13 protein-coding genes are annotated in these 19,434 nt (G+C 46.7%); 7 read left to right on the top strand and 6 right to left on the bottom strand.

The window, feature by feature from the left end:
• The first annotated feature begins 508 nt into the window (after positions 1–508).
• The 3 genes from ACOMHB_RS10390 (at position 509) to mnmH (ending at position 4,536) form a co-directional block, all read left to right on the top strand.
• Positions 509–1,744 carry a hypothetical protein gene (locus ACOMHB_RS10390; RefSeq protein ID WP_448216560.1) on the top strand — a complete coding sequence of 412 codons (1,236 nt, stop codon included), beginning with the start codon at positions 509–511 and terminating at the stop codon, positions 1,742–1,744.
• 470 nt (positions 1,745–2,214) lie between these two features.
• On the top strand, positions 2,215–3,135 hold the full coding sequence (locus ACOMHB_RS10385; protein ID WP_448216559.1) for a hypothetical protein: 921 nt from the start codon (positions 2,215–2,217) through the stop codon (positions 3,133–3,135).
• Between the two features lie 291 nt (positions 3,136–3,426).
• Positions 3,427–4,536, top strand: coding sequence for a tRNA 2-selenouridine(34) synthase MnmH (mnmH, locus tag ACOMHB_RS10380; protein WP_448216558.1), 1,110 nt, complete (start codon positions 3,427–3,429; stop codon positions 4,534–4,536).
• Here the strand turns inward: mnmH and ACOMHB_RS10375 are convergent.
• Positions 4,512–5,495, bottom strand: coding sequence for a hypothetical protein (locus ACOMHB_RS10375; RefSeq protein WP_448216557.1), 984 nt, complete (start codon positions 5,493–5,495; stop codon positions 4,512–4,514). The genes mnmH and ACOMHB_RS10375 overlap by 25 nt on opposite strands.
• Positions 5,496–5,672: 177 nt before the next feature.
• Here ACOMHB_RS10375 and ACOMHB_RS10370 point away from each other — a divergent pair, with 177 nt between their 5' ends.
• The 4 genes from ACOMHB_RS10370 to ACOMHB_RS10355 all read left to right on the top strand — a co-directional run bounded on the left by ACOMHB_RS10370 (position 5,673) and on the right by ACOMHB_RS10355 (position 10,373).
• Entirely contained in the window at positions 5,673–6,827 is a 1,155-nt protein-coding gene (locus ACOMHB_RS10370; protein ID WP_448216556.1) for a MalY/PatB family protein, read from the top strand.
• Between the two features lie 258 nt (positions 6,828–7,085).
• On the top strand, positions 7,086–9,227 hold the full coding sequence (gene ovoA / locus ACOMHB_RS10365) for a 5-histidylcysteine sulfoxide synthase (RefSeq protein WP_448216555.1): 2,142 nt from the start codon (positions 7,086–7,088) through the stop codon (positions 9,225–9,227).
• 170 nt (positions 9,228–9,397) lie between these two features.
• Entirely contained in the window at positions 9,398–10,111 is a 714-nt protein-coding gene (tsaA, locus tag ACOMHB_RS10360) for a tRNA (N6-threonylcarbamoyladenosine(37)-N6)-methyltransferase TrmO (protein ID WP_448216554.1), read from the top strand.
• 22 nt (positions 10,112–10,133) lie between these two features.
• Complete coding sequence (locus tag ACOMHB_RS10355) at positions 10,134–10,373, top strand: YheU family protein (protein ID WP_448216553.1); 240 nt, start codon at positions 10,134–10,136, stop codon at positions 10,371–10,373.
• Positions 10,374–10,432: 59 nt separating this feature from the next.
• On the opposite strand, the gene ACOMHB_RS10350 is transcribed toward ACOMHB_RS10355, so the two are convergent.
• The 5 genes from ACOMHB_RS10350 to ACOMHB_RS10330 all read right to left on the bottom strand — a co-directional run bounded on the left by ACOMHB_RS10350 (position 10,433) and on the right by ACOMHB_RS10330 (position 19,116).
• A complete protein-coding gene (locus tag ACOMHB_RS10350; protein ID WP_448216552.1) occupies positions 10,433–11,917 on the bottom strand; it encodes a hypothetical protein in 1,485 nt (494 codons plus the stop codon).
• 476 nt (positions 11,918–12,393) lie between these two features.
• Positions 12,394–13,785: a hypothetical protein gene (locus tag ACOMHB_RS10345; RefSeq protein ID WP_448216551.1), complete on the bottom strand. Its 1,392-nt coding sequence runs from the start codon at positions 13,783–13,785 to the stop codon at positions 12,394–12,396.
• 781 nt (positions 13,786–14,566) lie between these two features.
• Complete coding sequence (locus ACOMHB_RS10340) at positions 14,567–15,652, bottom strand: IS630 family transposase (protein WP_448218589.1); 1,086 nt, start codon at positions 15,650–15,652, stop codon at positions 14,567–14,569.
• A gap of 82 nt (positions 15,653–15,734) precedes the next feature.
• The gene (locus tag ACOMHB_RS10335; RefSeq protein WP_448216550.1) at positions 15,735–17,390 is read right to left on the bottom strand and encodes a hypothetical protein; all 1,656 of its coding nucleotides are present in this window, start codon (positions 17,388–17,390) and stop codon (positions 15,735–15,737) included.
• A gap of 328 nt (positions 17,391–17,718) precedes the next feature.
• Positions 17,719–19,116, bottom strand: coding sequence for a hypothetical protein (locus tag ACOMHB_RS10330; protein WP_448216549.1), 1,398 nt, complete (start codon positions 19,114–19,116; stop codon positions 17,719–17,721).
• Positions 19,117–19,434 lie beyond the last annotated feature (318 nt).

Below are 19,434 nucleotides of genomic sequence, written 5' to 3'. Positions count from 1 at the left end.
TTCAGTGGCAACCTGTACCGAAGGCTGCTTGCTCAACGTTCTTGCCAGCCCATACCAGAGGCTGAGAACTTTTGTACCAGTGGCAACCCATACCAGGGGATGCTTGGATTTTCTCACCGATCGAAAGGAGAAAATCTTCGGACAGTCATTAGTATTTAGCAAAGAAAAGCCGAAAGATTATTATTTTGAGTTTTTCACAGCCTGTGTCAAGTCAGGAAAAAGATAACCTCAACAGGGCTCTTGAGTTTTTAAAGGCAAGAATGGAGAAGTATCCTCCCAACGTGGGAGCTCTTTAACCGGAAAGAGTGAGAAGCTCAGTACTTTTGCGACAGCCTTCCGGGAGGGATAGCTCAGCATGCTCAGCCAGAAAGTAAAAATTCCGGAAGCTTCAAGTAAATCCGAACAAGTTGCATTTCATCTTACATTGTCTATACCTACCCGAGCCACGACAAGCCGGTCGAGCCGAATTCAGTTTATATCAATCAGCCTGTTGATGGAGAACCATCCAATGCAGTTATTAAAACCTGATCGTCTGCTTTTAATATCGACGCTGATTGTTTATATCCTGAGTCATTCGGCTTTGGCTAAAACTGACATAAATACGACGGCGTCAGTCAATCTTGAAAGTTCCACCTTTTCTTCAAATTTCAGTGAGCCTGCAATCGTTTCAGAATTTAATGTCAGCTCATCGAGTACGGTTTCCCTGGGTATCAGGCTGCCCCTGACATCATCAGACGATATCCTTTTCAGGAAAAACCAAGGTGGACTGACGGGCTTTATCTGCTCACTAATCAACCTGCCAAGTAACTCAACTTTCGTTTATGGCAACAGCTCTCACTTGAACAATATTAAAAATCATCTGGGATGTGACGTCCCCCTTCCAGAAGAGACCATAAAAAATAAACCCGATTACGACCGCTGGGTGAGCAGTATTTCCATCTGGGTTCGCGAGGGCGTGGAGATGTTTATACTGCTTAGTGCCTCTATAAAAGTTAGCCCCGGAGCCAGAAAGCAGATTTTGTACACAGCGTATCTGACCAGCTTCATCACTACGGGTAGCCTTTACGGCATCGGCGCTGCAAACGCGGAATCCGGTAAGGAAATTCCCGAGAAATGGATTCAACTTATTAACGGGTTAACAAAATTAAAAGCCAGTCTCTGCATTGGTGGCTGGGCTATTGGGATGGTTGGAGGCATTGCAGGTAAAAAAGAACTCGTCTTATCGGCGTTACTGATAAATGTTATCTCGAACACGTTTCGCGAAACCGGTAATGCCGCTCTCACTACTGTACCGCTGATCCTTAATAAAAATTACGAGGCCGGCCTATTGGGTTTAATCCCTATGGGGATCATTGCTTCAAAACTCATAGAATTCAACCCGAAAACCAACAGTGTCTTTTTGCAGAAGCTCTCATGGTTTGTAATAGCCAGTCTCGGGGCCGGACTGTTCTCGGGAGCCTGGCATGATTTTGAAAAAATTGCCGGTGAATCCGCTACTGTCTGGGATTTGGGCAAACAAACAACGGTGGGCGATGGCTATGAGATACTCAGCGATAAAAAACTGCCAATGTCGATTATTGCTCCCTTTGGATACAGACCCGATCCTACGGTTATCACCTTAACGTCCGGCCTGGGCTATTTTACAGTGGTAACTCTTGCAAGCCTCTATCTTATTATCCACAGAGTGCAACCCACAGGTATTGGTCTGTTAACGCCTGATAGCGCAGAGGCATCGGGGTTGTAATCCCATACAAGCTCTCTCTTGGGCTGCTGGGTCATCCTGTAAATGCAAACGAGTTGCGTTTCATCCCAAATTTACTATACCTACTCGAGCCAATACGAATGTGTTCAAACCAGCTTATCTGAATTCAATTTATATCAGTCAGCCCGCTCATGGAGACACATCCAATGCAACGGTCAAAAACCTGTCTTGTGCTCTTAATATCGACGATGATTGCTTATGTTTCTGTTCATTCAGCTCTGGCTAGTCCTGCTCTGAATACTTCAGAATTAGTTAAATCTGACTACTCCACAGTGGCTTCAGCAGTTAACGGAAGCACACCTGCTTCAAAATTCAATATCATAGTACCGGATAGGGTTTCCATGAGCACCAGACTGCCGCAGACAGCATCAGACGATATCAGCTGCGGGGAGAACAGAGGAAAGCTGAAAGCCTTTGTCTGCTCAGAAATCAACAACCCGAATAACTCAACTGTGTTTTATAGCAACAGCTCTGACTTTAACGCCATTAAAGATAAACTGGGATGTGAAAGCTCTACTGCAACTGTCGCCAAAAAAAGCAAACAAGGTACCGAGCCGCTTCTTACCAGCGTTGCTATCTGGATTATGGAAGGCGTGGAGATGTTCGTACTCCTTGAGGGCTCTATCAGAGTTAAACCAGAAGCCAAATATAAGATTTTGGGGACAGCGCTTGGCACCAGTCTCATTACCATGGGCGGTGTATTCACTTCGGGTGTCTTACTCTCGCAGTCAGGGATGGAAATCCCCGAGAAATGGGTTGAACTTATTACTGGCTTAACATCATTAAAAGCCAGCATCTGCGCTGGTGGCTGGGCTCTCGGGCTCGCTGGAGGTGTCACAGGTAAAAAAGAACTTCTCTTGTCAGGGTTGCTGATCAATGTTGTCTCATATACTTTTCGCGAAGCCGGAGAAGGCGCTCTGGCCACCTTACCGCTGATCCTTGATAAAAAATACGAAGCCATTTCCTTGTCTTTTATTCCTATGGGAGTCATTGCTACAAAACTAATACCATTCAACCCGGAAACCGATAGCGCCTGTTTGAGAGCATTTTCATGGATTGTAATCGCCAGTCTGGGAGCTGGACTGTTCTCGAATGCCTGGCATGAATTTGAAAAAATTGCGGGTCAATCGAGCACTCTCTGGGACTTGGGAAAAAATTTAATCGTTGGCAATGGTTATGAAATACTCAGTCGTGAAAAACTGCCTATGTCAGTTGTTGCTGCCTTTGGATACAGACCTGACCCTACGATTATTACAGTAACCACCGGTCTGGGCTTTTTTACGTTCGTATCTTTAGCAAGCCTCTACCACCTTCTCCACAAAGCCAAACCCAGAGGCAACAGACAGCTTGAAATAGAAATCATGCAGTTTTAATGCTCATCAAATGTTAAAAACCTGTTGTCAGAAAGCCATTTGGGCAATCGCTATGGCGATGTAAACCTTGTGCAGAATGTTGCACTCAGATATACACAGCAGCCAAACTCTGATTCCTATACACAGCCTGTATTGTGCTGCCTGGTTTTGTTCCGGTAAGTTTGGCTGTACTCTGCCCTTCTATATCCGATAGAAACAATCCACACTTGCTTAAACAGACAGGTTCCAGCGAAACTATAGGGCTTTTGGACAAGAACCCAGCCCGCTCCCGTTGAGCTGTTACGGAACCTTATGACCCAGCAACGCCCGGATACTCACGACTACCTCGCCCTGTTCCTGAATGATGTGCCACTGATGGATGTTCGGGCACCTGTTGAATTCAACAAAGGTTCATTCCCACTGGCGACCAGCCTGCCAATCCTGGATGATTACCAGCGTGAAGTGATTGGTACTGAGTACAGGCAGCGGGGGCAAGATGCTGCCGTCGCCCTGGGTTATCAGCTAGCCACTGACGATGTGCGTGATGAAAGAGTGACCCACTGGCAGCAATTTGTACAAAAGCATCCAGAAGGCTACCTATTCTGTTTTCGTGGCGGTCAGCGCTCTCATATTACCCAATCCTGGCTGGCCGAGTCCGGATCCCCTTACCCTCTGATCAAAGGGGGCTACAAGGCACTGAGAAGGTTCCTGATCGATGAACTGGAAAAGTCTGTTGAAGACATTCCCTTTATGATTCTCAGTGGCAAAACCGGTACCGGCAAAACTCGTCTGATTTATGACATTGAAGACAGCATTGATCTGGAGGATTTGGCCAACCATCGGGGGTCGAGCTTCGGTCGTCGTTATGGTGGCCAGCCCACTCAGATTGACTTTGAAAATCGTCTTTCTATCGCCATGCTCAAGCACCGCCACTTTAAACCAGGGCGCGCTCTGCTTCTGGAAGACGAAAGCAAGCTGATCGGGCGCTGTAGCCTGTCCCGGGTGTTCAGCAACAAGATGCAAAAGTCCTCCATTATTCTGCTGGAAGCTTCTATAGAAGAGCGTGTAGAGATAGGTCTTCAGGAGTATGTCAGCAATAACCTGGCCGAATACCAGACCGTTTACGGTAAAGAAGAGGGCTTTGCCCGCTTCAGCGAGGAGCTGACTGACAGCCTTTGCCGGATTCGCAGAAGATTGGGTGGAGCCCGTTATCAGGAGCTGGGAGAGCTTCTCTCTTCAGCCCTTCAGCAACATGAAGTTCATGGTGTCATTGATGGTTATCGGCCACTGATTGAGCAATTATTGGTTGGCTACTATGACCCCATGTACGAGTATCAGCTGGAGCAGAAACAGGAAAGAATTCTCTTCAGAGGTAACCGGGACGAGATCAGAAACAACTATCCTGAACTGGTATTAAATTGAGAAACAGTTCGGTTCCGGTAAAAAAGAGCCATACTCGAAACCAGGATGGCAATGACTGCCCACTCCTGATTGTTGGGTATGCGCCCTTCCAGCATGAAGACAAAAAGCACTCCAAATAAAACCTCAAGGGTTGTGCAGGGATAAAATCCTGAATCACTGTTGTGCGACACTGCTTTGCGTCTGCATATCCGGGCCAAACCGGTGGCTAATATCCCTGCTACCAACCCCCCTCCTCCGAAGTAAGCCCAGTCAATATTGACAACACCTCCCGAAAACAGGGTGAATTCAGGGTGGTCCAGCCAGGTCAGTGGATAAATCATGGGCAATGCCAATACAGAGCCCAGTCCGGTTAACAGATAACGATCGGAAGGATCAATATCGGGGCGCTCAGTAGCCATTAACAACTGTATGCGGGTACCTGTGAGCCAGCAGATACTCGCCAGCAGTAGACAGAACAATCCATAGACCATACTCTGCTCATGTGAGTCCGGATTAACCTGATCAAACTTCTGGGAAATCAACAGAAAAAAGGCTCCAATCAACAGCAGTAGAGGCATAGTGAGCTGGCTGGCAGCCTTTCTTTCCAAAAAGCATTTCTGAAAAATCATGGGTAAGGCGGCTATCAGAATACAGGCAAAAACGCCGCCGAGGCTCCGGATACTGATGACAAGAAACAGGTAATAAAGAAGATTCGTCAGCAGGGCCACCCAAATCCATGGCACGATACCATCTTGCCGGACTCTTTTAATAATCTCGCGACGAAAAAGGACAATGACAGAGACCCATAAACCAAATACTGCAAAGCGTCCTGCTACCAGCTCAATAGCAGAATATTCCGACATCAATCCAGGAAGAATGATCAGACTCCCCAACAAGGCTCCTGACAACAGCGAATAGACAACGCCTCTGGCAATCAACTCGGGACTTCTCCACAGAGAAACTTCAGGTTCTCTGAGCATTGTCTACAAAACCGTGATTTTCCAGCCTCCTGGCAGGATTTACCACCCTGAGCTGACCAGCGAGACAGCAAAACGGATAAAATCGGCAAAGCCATCCTGATAAATCAGATTTCAAAAAAGACTGACTGCAGGTAGTATCAGTGAAACACATTCAATCCAACCCCGGGGGAAGTATCCGTGTCCACAGATTTCGATACTTTTATCGACCGAAGTCATACCTCAAGCCTTAAGTGGGATCGCTACAAAGATAGAGATATCTTGCCTTTCTGGGTGGCGGATATGGACTTCAAATCCGCCCCTGAAATCATTGAAGCTGTGCAACAACGTGTTGACCACGGTGTTTTTGGCTATACCCTGGCCGATGAGGGTCTGGAAGATCGAATTGTCGAGCGAATGCAAAACCTCTACGGCTGGCAGATTGAAAAAGACTGGATTGTCTGGCTGCCGGGACTGGTGACCGCACTCAATATTGCGGTGAGAAGCGTCGCTGGTCCCGGAGAGACCGTTGCAGTGCCTCTGCCGGTTTACTACCCCTTTCTGATGGCACCCAGGTTGGGAGGACGCCAGATGATCGGACTGGACTGGGTGATCAGGGACAATCAGTGGCAGCTGGATTTGGAAGCCTTTGAACACAGGATCACCGACGACACCCGGCTGTTGATGCTATGTAATCCTCAGAACCCCAATGGCCGGGTACTTACCCGGGAAGAACTGGAGACTATCGAGGCGCTCTGCAAAAAGTACAGCATTGTCGTCTGTTCTGACGAAGTGCATTGCGACCTGATTCTTGATCGTAATGCCGAACACATCCCCTATGCCAGTCTGAGTGAATTCACCCGGGACACATCTATCACCCTGATGTCGCCTTCCAAGACATTTAATCTGGCCGGCTTTGGCTGTGCCTTTGCCGTAATACCAGATGGCACATTGCGCATGGAATTTCAAAGAGTGCGCAAGGGTATCGTCCCTGATCCGGATAACATGCTGATAGGCTTGACGGCTGCCAGAGCCGCCTACGAACATGGCGAACCCTGGCGCCAGAGTCTGCTCGACTATCTTCGGGGTAACCACGATTTACTGATGTCCGAAATCAATGACATTAAGGGCTTAAGTATGCTGCCACTGCAGTCTACCTACCTGGCCTGGATTAATGTCAGCGAACTGGGCCTGGATGATCCACACCGCTTCTTTGAAGATGCCGGTGTGGGATTCTCCCCCGGTGCCCAGTTTGGAGACCGTGACTACCTGAGACTGAACTTTGGCTGCAGTCGATCTACTCTGGAGGAAGGCATTCGCAGGATCAGGGCCGCAATAGCTGAGTTCAAACCCTGAATGGATTATATAGGTCTGTCATTGAATAACTGACAGACCTTTCAACTCTTTCCAGAGCAATCCATTGATAACCTGTCATCCAACAACACTTTGAAAACGTATGATCTGTGGCAGCGCGAAAGGCATTAGTTAACTGGCTGAAATTGACATATCGGTCAACCTTGATACTACTGCCTTTAAGCTCTAGACCATATAGGATATTTTAATAGTCTCTGGTCAAACCGTAACGCATTGTTAAATTGCTTTGGAGGTTAGCTCGTGCCAAATGTGACGTCTACTGAAAACACCTCGCCACTCCAGATCCCCACAAGAACGCTGATACTCGATTCAGGCACTCCGGAAGCAAAGCGCCAGGAGCTGATTCAGTATTTCTGCGAAACCTACGATATCTACGATCGTCTTTTTGAAACACTCACCGGTGATGAGGCCTACTATCGTAAGGCTATTTCCCAGAGACACCCCCTGATTTTCTACTACGGCCATACCGCAGCATTTTTTATCAACAAACTGATTGCTGCCCGCCTGATTAATGAACGAGTAGATACCGATATTGAGGCAATGGTAGCCATCGGCGTTGATGAAATGTCCTGGGATGATCTGGACGAAAACAACTACGACTGGCCAACGGTTCCAGCCATGAAGGAATACCGTCAAAAAGTCAGGGCACTCATCGTTGAATTTATAGAAACCATGCCTTTGGAAATACCCATCACCTGGGAAAGTCCAGCCTGGCTGATCATGATGGGCATTGAGCATGAGCGCATCCACCTGGAGACCTCATCGGTTCTCATTCGTCAGCTACCCCTGGCTTACGTCACGCCTCACCCGGACTGGCAACCCTGCAAAACTTCCGGGGCAGCGCCGGAAAATCAGTTGATTGAACATGCCGGTGGCCACCAGATTCTCGGCAAGCCATATGATCATGCTCTTTATGGCTGGGACAACGAATACGGTCACTATGAAGAAACTATCCCTGCCTTCAAGGCCAGCCAGTACCTGGTCAGCAACCAGGAGTTTCTTGAGTTTGTCCGGGATGGGGGCTACAACGCCGAAAAATATTGGACCGACGAGGGCTGGGCGTGGGCTACCTTTGCCGAAGCCATTCACCCTGAGTTTTGGGTTCCCGGTGATGAAAATTACCGATACCGGACCATGCTGGAAGAGATAGACATGCCCTGGAACTGGCCCGTGGATGTCAACTGCCATGAGGCTCAGGCTTTCTGCCGATGGAAGTCAGAAATGACAGGGCTGCAGATACAACTGCCGTCCGAAACTGAATGGTATTGTTTGCGAGACAGCATTGATACAGACCAACCTTATTGGAAACAGGCTCCTGGCAACATCAACCTCGAATACTGGGCCTCTTCCTGTCCGGTTAACCAGTTCAGGACGGGGGACTTTTATGATGTCATTGGCAATGTCTGGCAATGGACAACGACTCCCATTGATGCCTTTGAAGGCTTCAAGGTTCATCCCTACTACGATGACTTTTCAACCCCCACATTTGACGGCCGGCATAACCTGATCAAAGGTGGCTGCTGGATCTCGACAGGTAACTATGCGATCCGGGATTCCCGATATGCTTTCAGGCGACATTTTTTCCAGCATGCCGGTTTTCGCTATGTTGAATCCACTGCTGAGCTTAATGCCAACCTGAACCCCTACGAAACCGATGTGCTGGTGGCTCAGTATCTGGAATTTCATTATGGTGAAAGCTACTTTGGTGTTGAAAATTTCCCCCGGGCCTGTGCCGAAGTCTGCCATGAGCTGTTGACAGACCTCAACTGCACCCGGGCACTGGATCTGGGCTGCTCGGTAGGGAGAAGCAGTTTTGAGCTGGCCCGCTGGTTCAAACATGTTGATGGAATCGACTTCTCAGCTCGTTTTATCTCTGCGGCCTCCAGGCTTCAGCAGAATGGAAAAATTCGATACTTTGTGCCCTTTGAGGGAGAACTGGGTGAATACCGTGAAGCCAAACTGACTGACTTTGCCGATAACATTGATGTCAGTCGTGTTCTGTTTACCCAGGGAGACGCCTGTAATCTCAAAACCAAATACAATAACTATGACCTTGTCTTTGCCGGGAATCTGATTGATCGACTCAACGATCCCCATAAATTCCTTTCTTCTGTTCATGAGCGAATCCGTCCGGAGGGACTGCTGGTGCTGACTTCGCCCTATACCTGGCTGGAAGAATACACGTCAAAGGATAAATGGCTGGGAGGAATACGTGAGAATGGTGAGGCCCTGACAACCTATGACGGGCTGAAAAGAGTTCTGGGCCAACATTTTGAGGAGATTAAACCACCCAGAGATATTCCTTTTGTCATCCGGGAAACCGCCAGAAAACACCAGCATACCCTTGCCCAGGCAACCTTCTGGAGAAAAAAGACTTCCTGAAAACAACAGGAGTCTGATAGTCTCTGTCAGGCTCCTGATCTTTCTAGAGAAATCCTGATCAGGCCCAGCACAGTTGCTTTGAAACAATGACCCGTCATGAGGCTAAGACCTGTTAAGAGCCTCATTTTTCCATTATATTGCCCGGTCAAAACAGCGATTACGGGTTAAATGTGAGCAAAAGCAGTTTCCAGTTTCAACAAATTGGAGTGATTCACTCCTGCTACCGGCAAAAATTTGGAATCCCCCGCCAACCGGGCATTGTCACAGCGGCAGAGTCAGAGCTGGAACTGTTACCACCCTTCAACCAGGAGAACCTGGTACGTGGTCTGGAAGGTTTCTCTCACCTCTGGGTTCATTTTGTTTTTCACGAAACCATGAATCAAGGCTGGCGCCCTACCATTCGCCCTCCCCGACTTGGTGGTAAACAGCGCATGGGCGTTTTTGCCACTCGTTCGACCCATCGTCCTAACCCCATTGGCCTGTCTGTGGTAAAACTGAAAAGCATCCAATCGGGGAACGGCAAGTTGATACTGAGACTGGCAGAAGCTGATCTGCTGGATGGCACACCGGTTATTGATATCAAACCCTACCTGCCCTACGCCGATGCTCTGCCAGAAGCTAAAGGTGGCTTTGCACCTTTACCCGCCATCATGGCAGCAGTGGAATTCAGCGAAGAGGCCATGATTAAATGCCTGGCTTATGAACGCCGGACCGGACGCTCTCTGGTGGAACTGATTCAACAGGTATTGGGGCAGGATCCACGCCCGGCCTACCTCAGAGATACCACCGGGCGAAGGCATGGCTTCGCACTCTGGGACATTAATGTGGTCTGGGAGTCCAGGGGAGACCACTTTCTGGTCACCGATCTGGAATTATATCCATAAGGCCATATTCAGGAGCTGAAGAATGATTATTCCTTATCAGGAACTAAACACAGAAACACTGCACAACCTGATTGCTGAATTTGTCAGCCGGGAAGGGACCGACAACGGTTTTGAGCAGGATCAGGAAAGTCGTATTCAGCAGGTACTTGGGTTATTGAAATCAGGCGAAGTCTCTATTGTTTTTGATTCCCAAACCGAGAGCGTCAATATCATACCTGTCAAAGAAGCTCAAAACTATGAGTCTATTATCGACCAGACTTAAACGAACTGGTCTTATAAATTGGCTGTCCTACTGCAAAGCAATGAGTATGAAACGAAAAACTACTTTGGCTCAATGACCAGTACTACAGTGAGGTCTTTCATTCTCAATGCACGGATAAAACTCTTTATCTCCACGGCTACGATTCCCGGAATACCCAGTCCCAAGATAGCCGCTAAGGCCTGGCTGCTATACCTGATCCAGTTTTGCTTGATTCGGTATGAAAAATAGAACCAGGTATTTGTAATGACCTGGTCCACAGCAAGCAGGGAAGACACTACGACTACTTTCAATCTCTGATTTTCGTCTGATCCTGCATTGTCATTTTCATTAACTATGAAGCCTGCTTCATCCGAATCGGGACCGGCTATAAATGAAGCGTTGGCTAACTGAGCTGTACAGGGCAATGCTATTAATGAACTGGATGAAGCAGGCGCTGACATAGTGCAATTACAAGCAACATCTAAACCTGCCTCAGACCATGCACTTACAGGAGCAAAGCCGACTTGATAACGCTCCTCCAATGCGGACATACCCTTGTGTTTATCGGCATCATCAACCTCTATCAGACCCCACGCCTGTTCTCTGTCTTTTAATCCAAATGCTCCCTGAATTATTTCAATATCAGAACAGTTACTACTGCACCGGATACCCCCCATATAATGATCAGGATCCGATGACTGAACCAAGTCGATCGATAGATCATTGCCAAACTGATCAACGACGCTGTTACAGGTAGAATCGACAAAGCTCAGAACGTTTTCTCCGGGCCATACGTTTATAGCAAACAAGACAGCACTGCCTTGTGACGAATCAGGTGTTGGCGTATCAGTGGGTACGGATAGAACGGTTCTAGTGTTTTTCATAGTCAACTGCACTCGCCCTGTTTTATCAGAACATTCAACATTCAATGCAGCGTTTTGAATATGTGCTGGTCCTTTTACGCCTTGCAGGAGATTAAATTCAGAGTGCATAAATCGAAAGATGAAGTTTTCTTCTGATCCTTGTCCACCAGCAAAGCTTGTACACCCCAATTTTACGGGTTTAATCTGCGCCTTGTTATCTACCGGACCCAGTACCACTTTGACGTTGTCTGCTACAAAGATACCCGCACCCATCAGATTTAGAATACCTGACGCTGCATAATTCTGTCTGGTCGGGGTTGAAGAGGGGTACGCAGATGGCGCAGTTGCTTGCGTACTGTCTGCGACTGAAGGGTTTCTGGAATCAATTTCAACATTAGCCAGATAATAGACAGAATCACTATGAGTCGCCGACATCACGTAGTGGTCCTGTAAGCCTCCCTGAGTAACAAACTCAGGCAGAATATCTGCTCCATTTCCCACAAAAGCCGAGTTATCCGGCAAGTGAAAAGTTGATCCCCCTTCGTGGCTGATTCTGGCATCCTCTGGCAATGGCAATTCATAGACGACTGGCTGTTTCTTTTCATGTAATTGCTCTGCATCAAAGATAAAGAGGGTTGGATGGAGCGTTTCAAAAACCTCATGACTCAATCTTTCTGATGTAGCGGATATTTTTCGTATCATAACCGTTTCAGGAATTAGAGAAAGACGATTGTTCTTTTCCCTGATAAGTGCCTTGAAAGCGGCTAAATGATGACTGCACACGTTTCTGTCGACACGACTGGTCAACTCAGAACAACTCGAAACCTCTGTATATGTGGAGCTGACCGTTGAACTAACGGCAGGAAAAGCACAACTGGGGAAGGCATAAATTGATAACAGTAAAGCAACTACTATATCTAACCTGAAAATTATCATAACAGCAATCTGTCGATTTTTTAAAAGTCAAGATAGAAGCGTCCTTAACGTAACAATCCTTCCTAAGACCGTTATTCATCCTAGACCAGATATTTAATAAATAAAGGCAAAGTCTTCTCTAGCAAAAAGAATATCCATTGTCGTATTTTTTTAACCGAATGAGGAATTACAGCAACGCAGGAGCAGTTGCCACGAACGCCTGAAAAACAGGTCAGAAAATGTGATTTCGTACGGTGGGGTACTTAGAGTGAATCAAAATCATCATGTAACAGAGAGTGTTTTATCGGCGATACACTGTACCCTCTCAATCCACTGACACATTTCGGAACCAACTGGAGTGCCGGGAGACCCAAACCCAATGTAGCCGCCAACACCTGACTGGTATGCCTTATCCAGGCTTGCCTGATACGGTCTGAAAGCCGGAACCAGATTTGAGCAATGAACTGGCTCCCGCCGAACAGGCAAGATATACCTATGATCTCTAATCCGGTTAATTTTGATCTGCTGATTTTATTCCCGACCAGAGCATCTGCATCAGCCGTTGTGTAAGGTATCTGAGTTGCAAAGGGAGAAGCAGTGCATGCAACATTAAAACCTGCCTTAGACCATACACCCACTGGAGCAAAACCCGCTCGATAACTCTTCTCATATTGAGCCCAACAGCTCTCTTTTTCGGCATGTTCAACCGGTATCCAACCCCATGCCTGATCACTGTCTTTTAATCCGAACGCTCCCTGAACCATTTTGATATCAGAACAGTCACTGCCAAAGACGCCGCCCATATAGTGATCGGGATCCGATGGATTAGCAGGGTCGATGGACAGGTCGTTACCAAACTGATCAACGACACTGTTACAGGTAGAATTGACAAAGCTCAGAATATTTTCCTTAGGCAACAAGCTAATGGAGAACAACACACTACTGCCCTGGGGCATCCCGCGTCCTGCAGCATCAGTTTCAGTGGATACAGACAAGACCGTTGTAGTGTTTTTCATAGTCAACCGCACTTGCCCTGTTTCCTTATAACATTCAAGATTCAATGCAGCGTTATGAACATTATTTAACCCTGGCTGAAGTTCAATGTCAGAGTCTGTAAATCGATAGATGAAATACTCTTCTGCTCCTCTCCCATCAGCATAATCAGTACACCCCAGGTCTACTGTATTAACCCTCATCCCATTATCCGCATGATCAAGTACCACCTTGATATTGTCTGCAACAAAAATACCTGCCCCCCTCAAATCCAGAATACCCGGAGGCGCATGATACTGCGTGGTCGGGGTTGAACCGGGGGATACTGTGGCAGCTGTTGCTAATGAACCACCCTGCTCTTGAGAATTTCTGGAATTGATTTTGATATTCGCCAGATAATAGACGGAATCATTACAGGTTGCCGACATCACGTGATGATTCTGCATGCCTCCCGCAATCACAAATTCAGGCAGAATATCCTCTCTGTTCCCCACAAAAGCCGAATTAACAGGCAATTGAAAACTCCTGGTCATCCTGGGATTGCCACTGTCAGGCTCTGTCAGTGGTAATTCATAGACGGCGTGTTCACCCTTTCCTGATACTCGCTCTGCATCAAAGATGAACAAGGTTGGATGGGTGACCCTAAAAACCTCATGACTCAATCTTTCTGTTGTAGCGGATATTTTTCTTATCCTGACCGTCTCAGAAATTGGAGTAGCGGCTGGAAAAGAGCTTGTGGGAGTTTGCAAGGAAATATTTGAGGAAGCACTTGCCGATATATTTTGGGAGGTAACCGGAGACGCACTTGGAGAAGGTGTTGCCGAAGGTGACTGATTATTCTTCTTCCTGATAAGAGCCTTGAGAGCGGGTAAATGTTGACTGCACACCTTTCTGTCGAAACTACTGGTTAATTTTGAACAACTTAAAAACTTTGTATATTCGGAACCGACCGTTGGCCCAACAGTAGTGATAGCATGACAAGAGAAGCCACAAATTGCTGACAATAGCGCAACAGCTAACCCGATTCCGGAAATATTCATAACTGCACTCTGTCTGATTTTTAAACGTTAAAACAGAAGTATCCTTTCCTTAACCATACTTTTTAGGGGCGTTACTTATCCTAGCAGCCTGTCGGACTTAAGCGTCCGTAGCGAGGATTGCAAGAAATTGAGGATAAAAATCTCTGTTTCTGAGGAGAATAGCGAGCTATTTGACGAAGAAACAGGGATTTTTAGACCAATTTATTGCAACCGCACGACTGCATGGATGCAGGAGCTAGAGCAACGCAGGAGCAGCTGCCGCGTAGGACAGTCTTAAGTCCGACAGGCTGCTAGACCGGATATTTCATAAATACAGGAAAAGTCCTGTCCCATAGTAAATAACCCGGACCACCGAATTGTGGAGGGTTCAGAAAAACCTTCCGGAGGCGGATCATATGGGCTCCTAGTGTAGTGCGTCGTTCTTTTTGCAACTTAACCGGCGATTAGCCCGAACGACTTTTTCTAAGATATCATTTGCCTTAGCAGTCCAGATAAACGGCTTTGGATTTTGATTATGCTTTTCAATATATTCATCAATCGCACTGACTAGCTGTGGCACACTGACAAACACACCACGGCGTAAACGCTGACTCGTGAGATCCCGAAAAAATCTCTCAACCATGTTTAACCATGATGCTGACGTTGGCGTAAAGTGCATATGAAAACGAGGATGTTTTTCCAGCCATTCTCGCACCTTCGGGTGTTTGTGAGTCGCATAGTTGTCGCAAATCAGGTGCAGCTCTTTGTCTTTTGCCGTTTCCCTATTTATCTGTTTAAGAAACTTCAACCATTCCACATGGGTATGACGCTGCTGGCACTGACCGATGACAGCACCATCAAGTACATTCAGTGCTGCAAAGAGAGTGGTTGTACCATGTCGTTTATAATCATGAGTCATTGTTGCGGCACGCCCTTTCTTCAACGGTAAGCCAGGCTGTGTTCGATCGAGTGCCTGAACCTGACTTTTTTCATCACAGCACAGCACCAACGCATGTTCAGGAGGAGACAGATAGAGTCCGACAATATCTTCAAGCTTCTCCACAAATTTCGGGTCTCGGGACACCTTGAATGTCTTTTCCAGGTGAGGCTTGAGGCCATATGCATGCCATATCCGGCGAACACTTCTCTCACTGATACCGCTAACAGCAGCCATAGTTCGGGTGCTCCAGTGAGTGGCATTTTCCGGAAGGGTGTTTGTGGTCAGACTCACAATCTCAGCAGCATCAATCTTCTTTTTACGGCCACTGCGAGCTCGATCCTGTTCAATCCCGGAGAAGCCTTCCTGAGCATATCGGTCACGCCAGCGGCTGACCTGATGACGACCGATCTTCAGTATTTGCGCAATCTCAAGATTGCTTTTTCCTTCTGCAGAGAGAAGAACAATCTGGGCACGGCGGGCCAAGCGAAGAGGGCAAGTATTTGATGAAGTAATCTTTCTGAGTCGTATTTCTTCAGAAGCATCAAGTATTATCTCTGTGGCAACTCGCATAGTAAAAACAGGCAGTGGTTGGAATAACATCCATAGTAGACCGTTAGGAGTCTTTATGTACTGTTAATTAGGTCGCACTACACTAGCGTGGTTCAAATATATCTTGATATCCCAATGGCTCTTTATCCCCCAATACGGCGTGCCCTGACCTTCCTCTCAATCCACTGATACATCCCGGTAGCCACTGAAATGCCGGAAAACCCAAACCAAACGTAATAGCTAATGCCTGACTGGTATGCCTTATCCAGGCTTGCCTGATCCGTTTTGAAAGATGGAACCAGGACTGAGTAACGATCTGGTCGGCAAGAAACACGCCAGCTCCAACGCATACTTTCTCCCCCGTGGTTAATTTTTCTAATGCCTTTAATCCTTCGGCATCAGTCTTATTCATAACCAGAGCGCCTGTAACAACAACATCAGGAGTCAGTGCGGGTGAAACCTGAGTCGTAAAGGAAGAAGTTGTGAATGAACTGACTGAAGTGTTTGAAATGGATGAAGTAGATGTTGGCATACTGCAATGACAGGCAACATCAGAACCTGCCGAAGACCATTCGCTCACTGAAGCAAATCCAGCCTGATATCTTTTCTTACCCCAGCAGCTACGCTTACCGACGTTCTCAACAGCCGGTACAAAACCCCATGCTTGCTCTCTGCCTTTTAATCCAAATGCTCCATTTATCATTTTGAAATCAAAACAGAAATTATTATTAAAGACGCGCCCCATATAGTGATCAGGATCCGATGGATTATCCCGATCAATGGATAAATCATTGCCAAACTGATCAACGACGCTGTTACAGGTAGAATCGACGAAGTTCAGAACGTTTTTCCTGAAATATAAGGCTATATAGAACAACTCACTACTGCTTTTTGGTGAATCGGTTGCTGTCCTGCCAGTGGGTACAGATATGAATGTTGTGGTGTCTTTCAAGGTCAGCGCCACTTGCCCTGTTTTCTGAAGACATCTGACACTCAATGCAGCGTTTTGACGGCGTGTTGGTCCTTGCTCACCTTGTGACAGATAAAACTCAGAGCGCATAAATCGGTAGATGAAATTTTCCTCGGTTCCAAACCCGTCAGCATAATTGGGACAGCCCAGCTCTACCAGCCCGATCTTCATATCACTATCCGCTGGGTCCATTACCACTTTAATGTTGTCAGCAACAAAAATACCCGCACCTCTGAGATCCATAATACCGAATGGAGTGTGATTCTGTGTGGTCGGGGTTGTAAACGGCTGCCCTGTTGCTAAACCCCTCCCCATATCTAAAGGATTTCTGGAATCAATTTCGATATTCGCCAGATAGTAGACAGAATTACTACGGGTTGCCGAGATCATGAAATGATGATGTTTGCCTCTCCCAATCACAAATTCCGGCAGAATATCTGCATTGTTTCCCACGAAAGCCGAGTTATCCGGTAATTGAAAAGTATTAAATGTTCTACGACCGCGACTGATGGTCTTAAGTGGTAATTCATAAACGGCTGGTTGCTCCTCTCCTGACGATTGCTCTGCATCAAATATAAACAGGGTTGGAACGTCCGTTTTAAAAATCTCTTGACCCAATGGTTCTGCTGTAGCGAATATTTTTCTTATCTCGACCGTTTCAGCAATGGGCGCAGACACTGAGGGGGTACCTGGGTGTATCCCTGGAGAAGTGCCCGGCGTAAATGTTGTCGGAGGTACCTGATTGTTCTTTTGCCTGATGAGATCCTTAAAAGCATCTAAATGGTGCATGCAAAAGCTCCTATCGGTATCACTGGCTAATTCAGAACAACTTGAAAATTTTGTACATGTGGAACTTTCCGTTGAGCAAGCTGTGGGTGAAGCATGACAGGAGAAGGTATGGATTGCTAACAATAGGACAGCCCCTTGCCCGGATCTGGAAATATTCATAACTGCACCCTGTCTAATTTTTAAACATTAAAAATATAAGCACCCTTTCTTTAATAATCCATCCGAAGGCTACTATTTATCCTGCACTGCATATTTTATAAATAAAGGTAATGCCCTCCCTAAGATGGAATGAGTCCCATTCCTTTGGAAGTGGTGTTTTTTCGACAAACTACATCTCTAGAGCGGGATCTTTCAATAGACCAATCTCTATATCTGCTTTTTTCAATCCACTTCTACATTTCGGTAGCAACTGGATGGCGGGAATACCCAAACCTAATGTAGCAGCTAATACCTGACTGGTATGCCTTATCCAGGCTTGCTTGATACGGTTTGAAAGATAGAACCAGCTATGAGTAATGGCCTGATCCAAAGTAACTGCGGCAATACCAATGCCTGCTTTCTCCAGTTCGGTCAATCCTTTAGTGCCATTACTGTCAATAGACAGAGCACCTTTACCCGGAATCAGTGTGTGTGAAGTGTATGCTACCTGCGTTGTATAAAGATAGGTTGGGAATGAACTGAATGAAACCGATGTTGGCATGGTGCAATTGCAGGCAACATCCAAGCCTGCCTTCAGCCATGCACTCACAGGAGCAAATCCCAGTTGATAACGCTCAGTCGAACACCTGTGCAGATCGGTGTGATCAACATCTATCAAGCCCCACGCTTCCTCTCTGTCTTTTATTCCAAACGCTCCATGGATTCTTTTAATATCAGAACAGTCACTGCCTCCCCGGAACACCCCCATATAGTGATAGGGACGAAATAAATCCGTTAAGTCGACCGATAAATCATTGCCATGCTGATCAACAACACTGTTACAGGTAGAATCGTCCAGGCGCAAAACGTTTTCCCTGGGCGATAAATTCATAGAGAACACGACACCATTGCTATGTGGCGGACGGGCTAACAGAGGTTCAGTGGGTACAAATATCACTGTTGTGGTGTCTTGCATGGTCAATTCCACATGCCCCGTTTTCTCATTGCAATCGACATTCAATGCAGCATTTTTAAAACGTTTTACCTCTTTCAGGCTTTTCCGGAGATCAAATATGGTCTCCGTAAATTGATAGATAAAATGCTCCTCTGTTCCTTTCCTGTCAGCAGAATTTGCGCACCCCAGTATGACCAGATCAATATCATCCTGATTATCCGCCGGATCAAGTACTACCTTGATGTTATTTGCAACAAAGATACCTGCGCCCTTCAGGTTCAGAACGCCTGCGGGTATGTGAGCCTTTGAAGTGGGAGTTGTAACGGGGGATCCTGTAGGAGCTGTTGTTGATCTAACAGCCTTTTTGCGAGGATTCCTGGAATCAATTTCAATATTCGCCAAATAATAGACAGAATCATTATTGGGTGCCGACATCACGTAATGACTCAGTATACCGCCCTCAATAACAAATTGAGGCCGAACAGTCGTGCCGTTCCCAACAAAAGCAGAGTTATTCGGTAACTGAAAACTGTTGACACTTCCGGAACTGCCACTGACGCCACCTTTCAACGGTAATTCATAGATGGCCGGTTGCCCCTTTCCGGGGACTTGCTCTGCATCAAAGATAAACAAGGTTGGATCACTAGTTCTAAAAATCTCATGACCCAGTCTTTTTGTCGTAGCGGATATTTTTCTTATCTTGACCGTTTCATCTATCAAGTAGGTACCTGGAGCAGTGCTCAGGGAACTATTTGGAGGAATACTTGAGTAAGCTAGCGGGGAAGACGTTGTCGGAGATACCTGGCTGTTTTTTTTTCTGATGAGTGCCTTGAGAGCAGGTAAATGTTGATCACACACCTCTTTGTCGAAACTACTGGTTAATTCTGAACAACTAAAAACATATGGATATGTGGAACTGAACGTTGGCCCAACAGTAGTGAAAGCATGACA

Source organism: Endozoicomonas sp. 2B-B (assembly GCF_053470045.1).
This window is presented reverse-complemented; position numbering and strand designations above follow the sequence as displayed.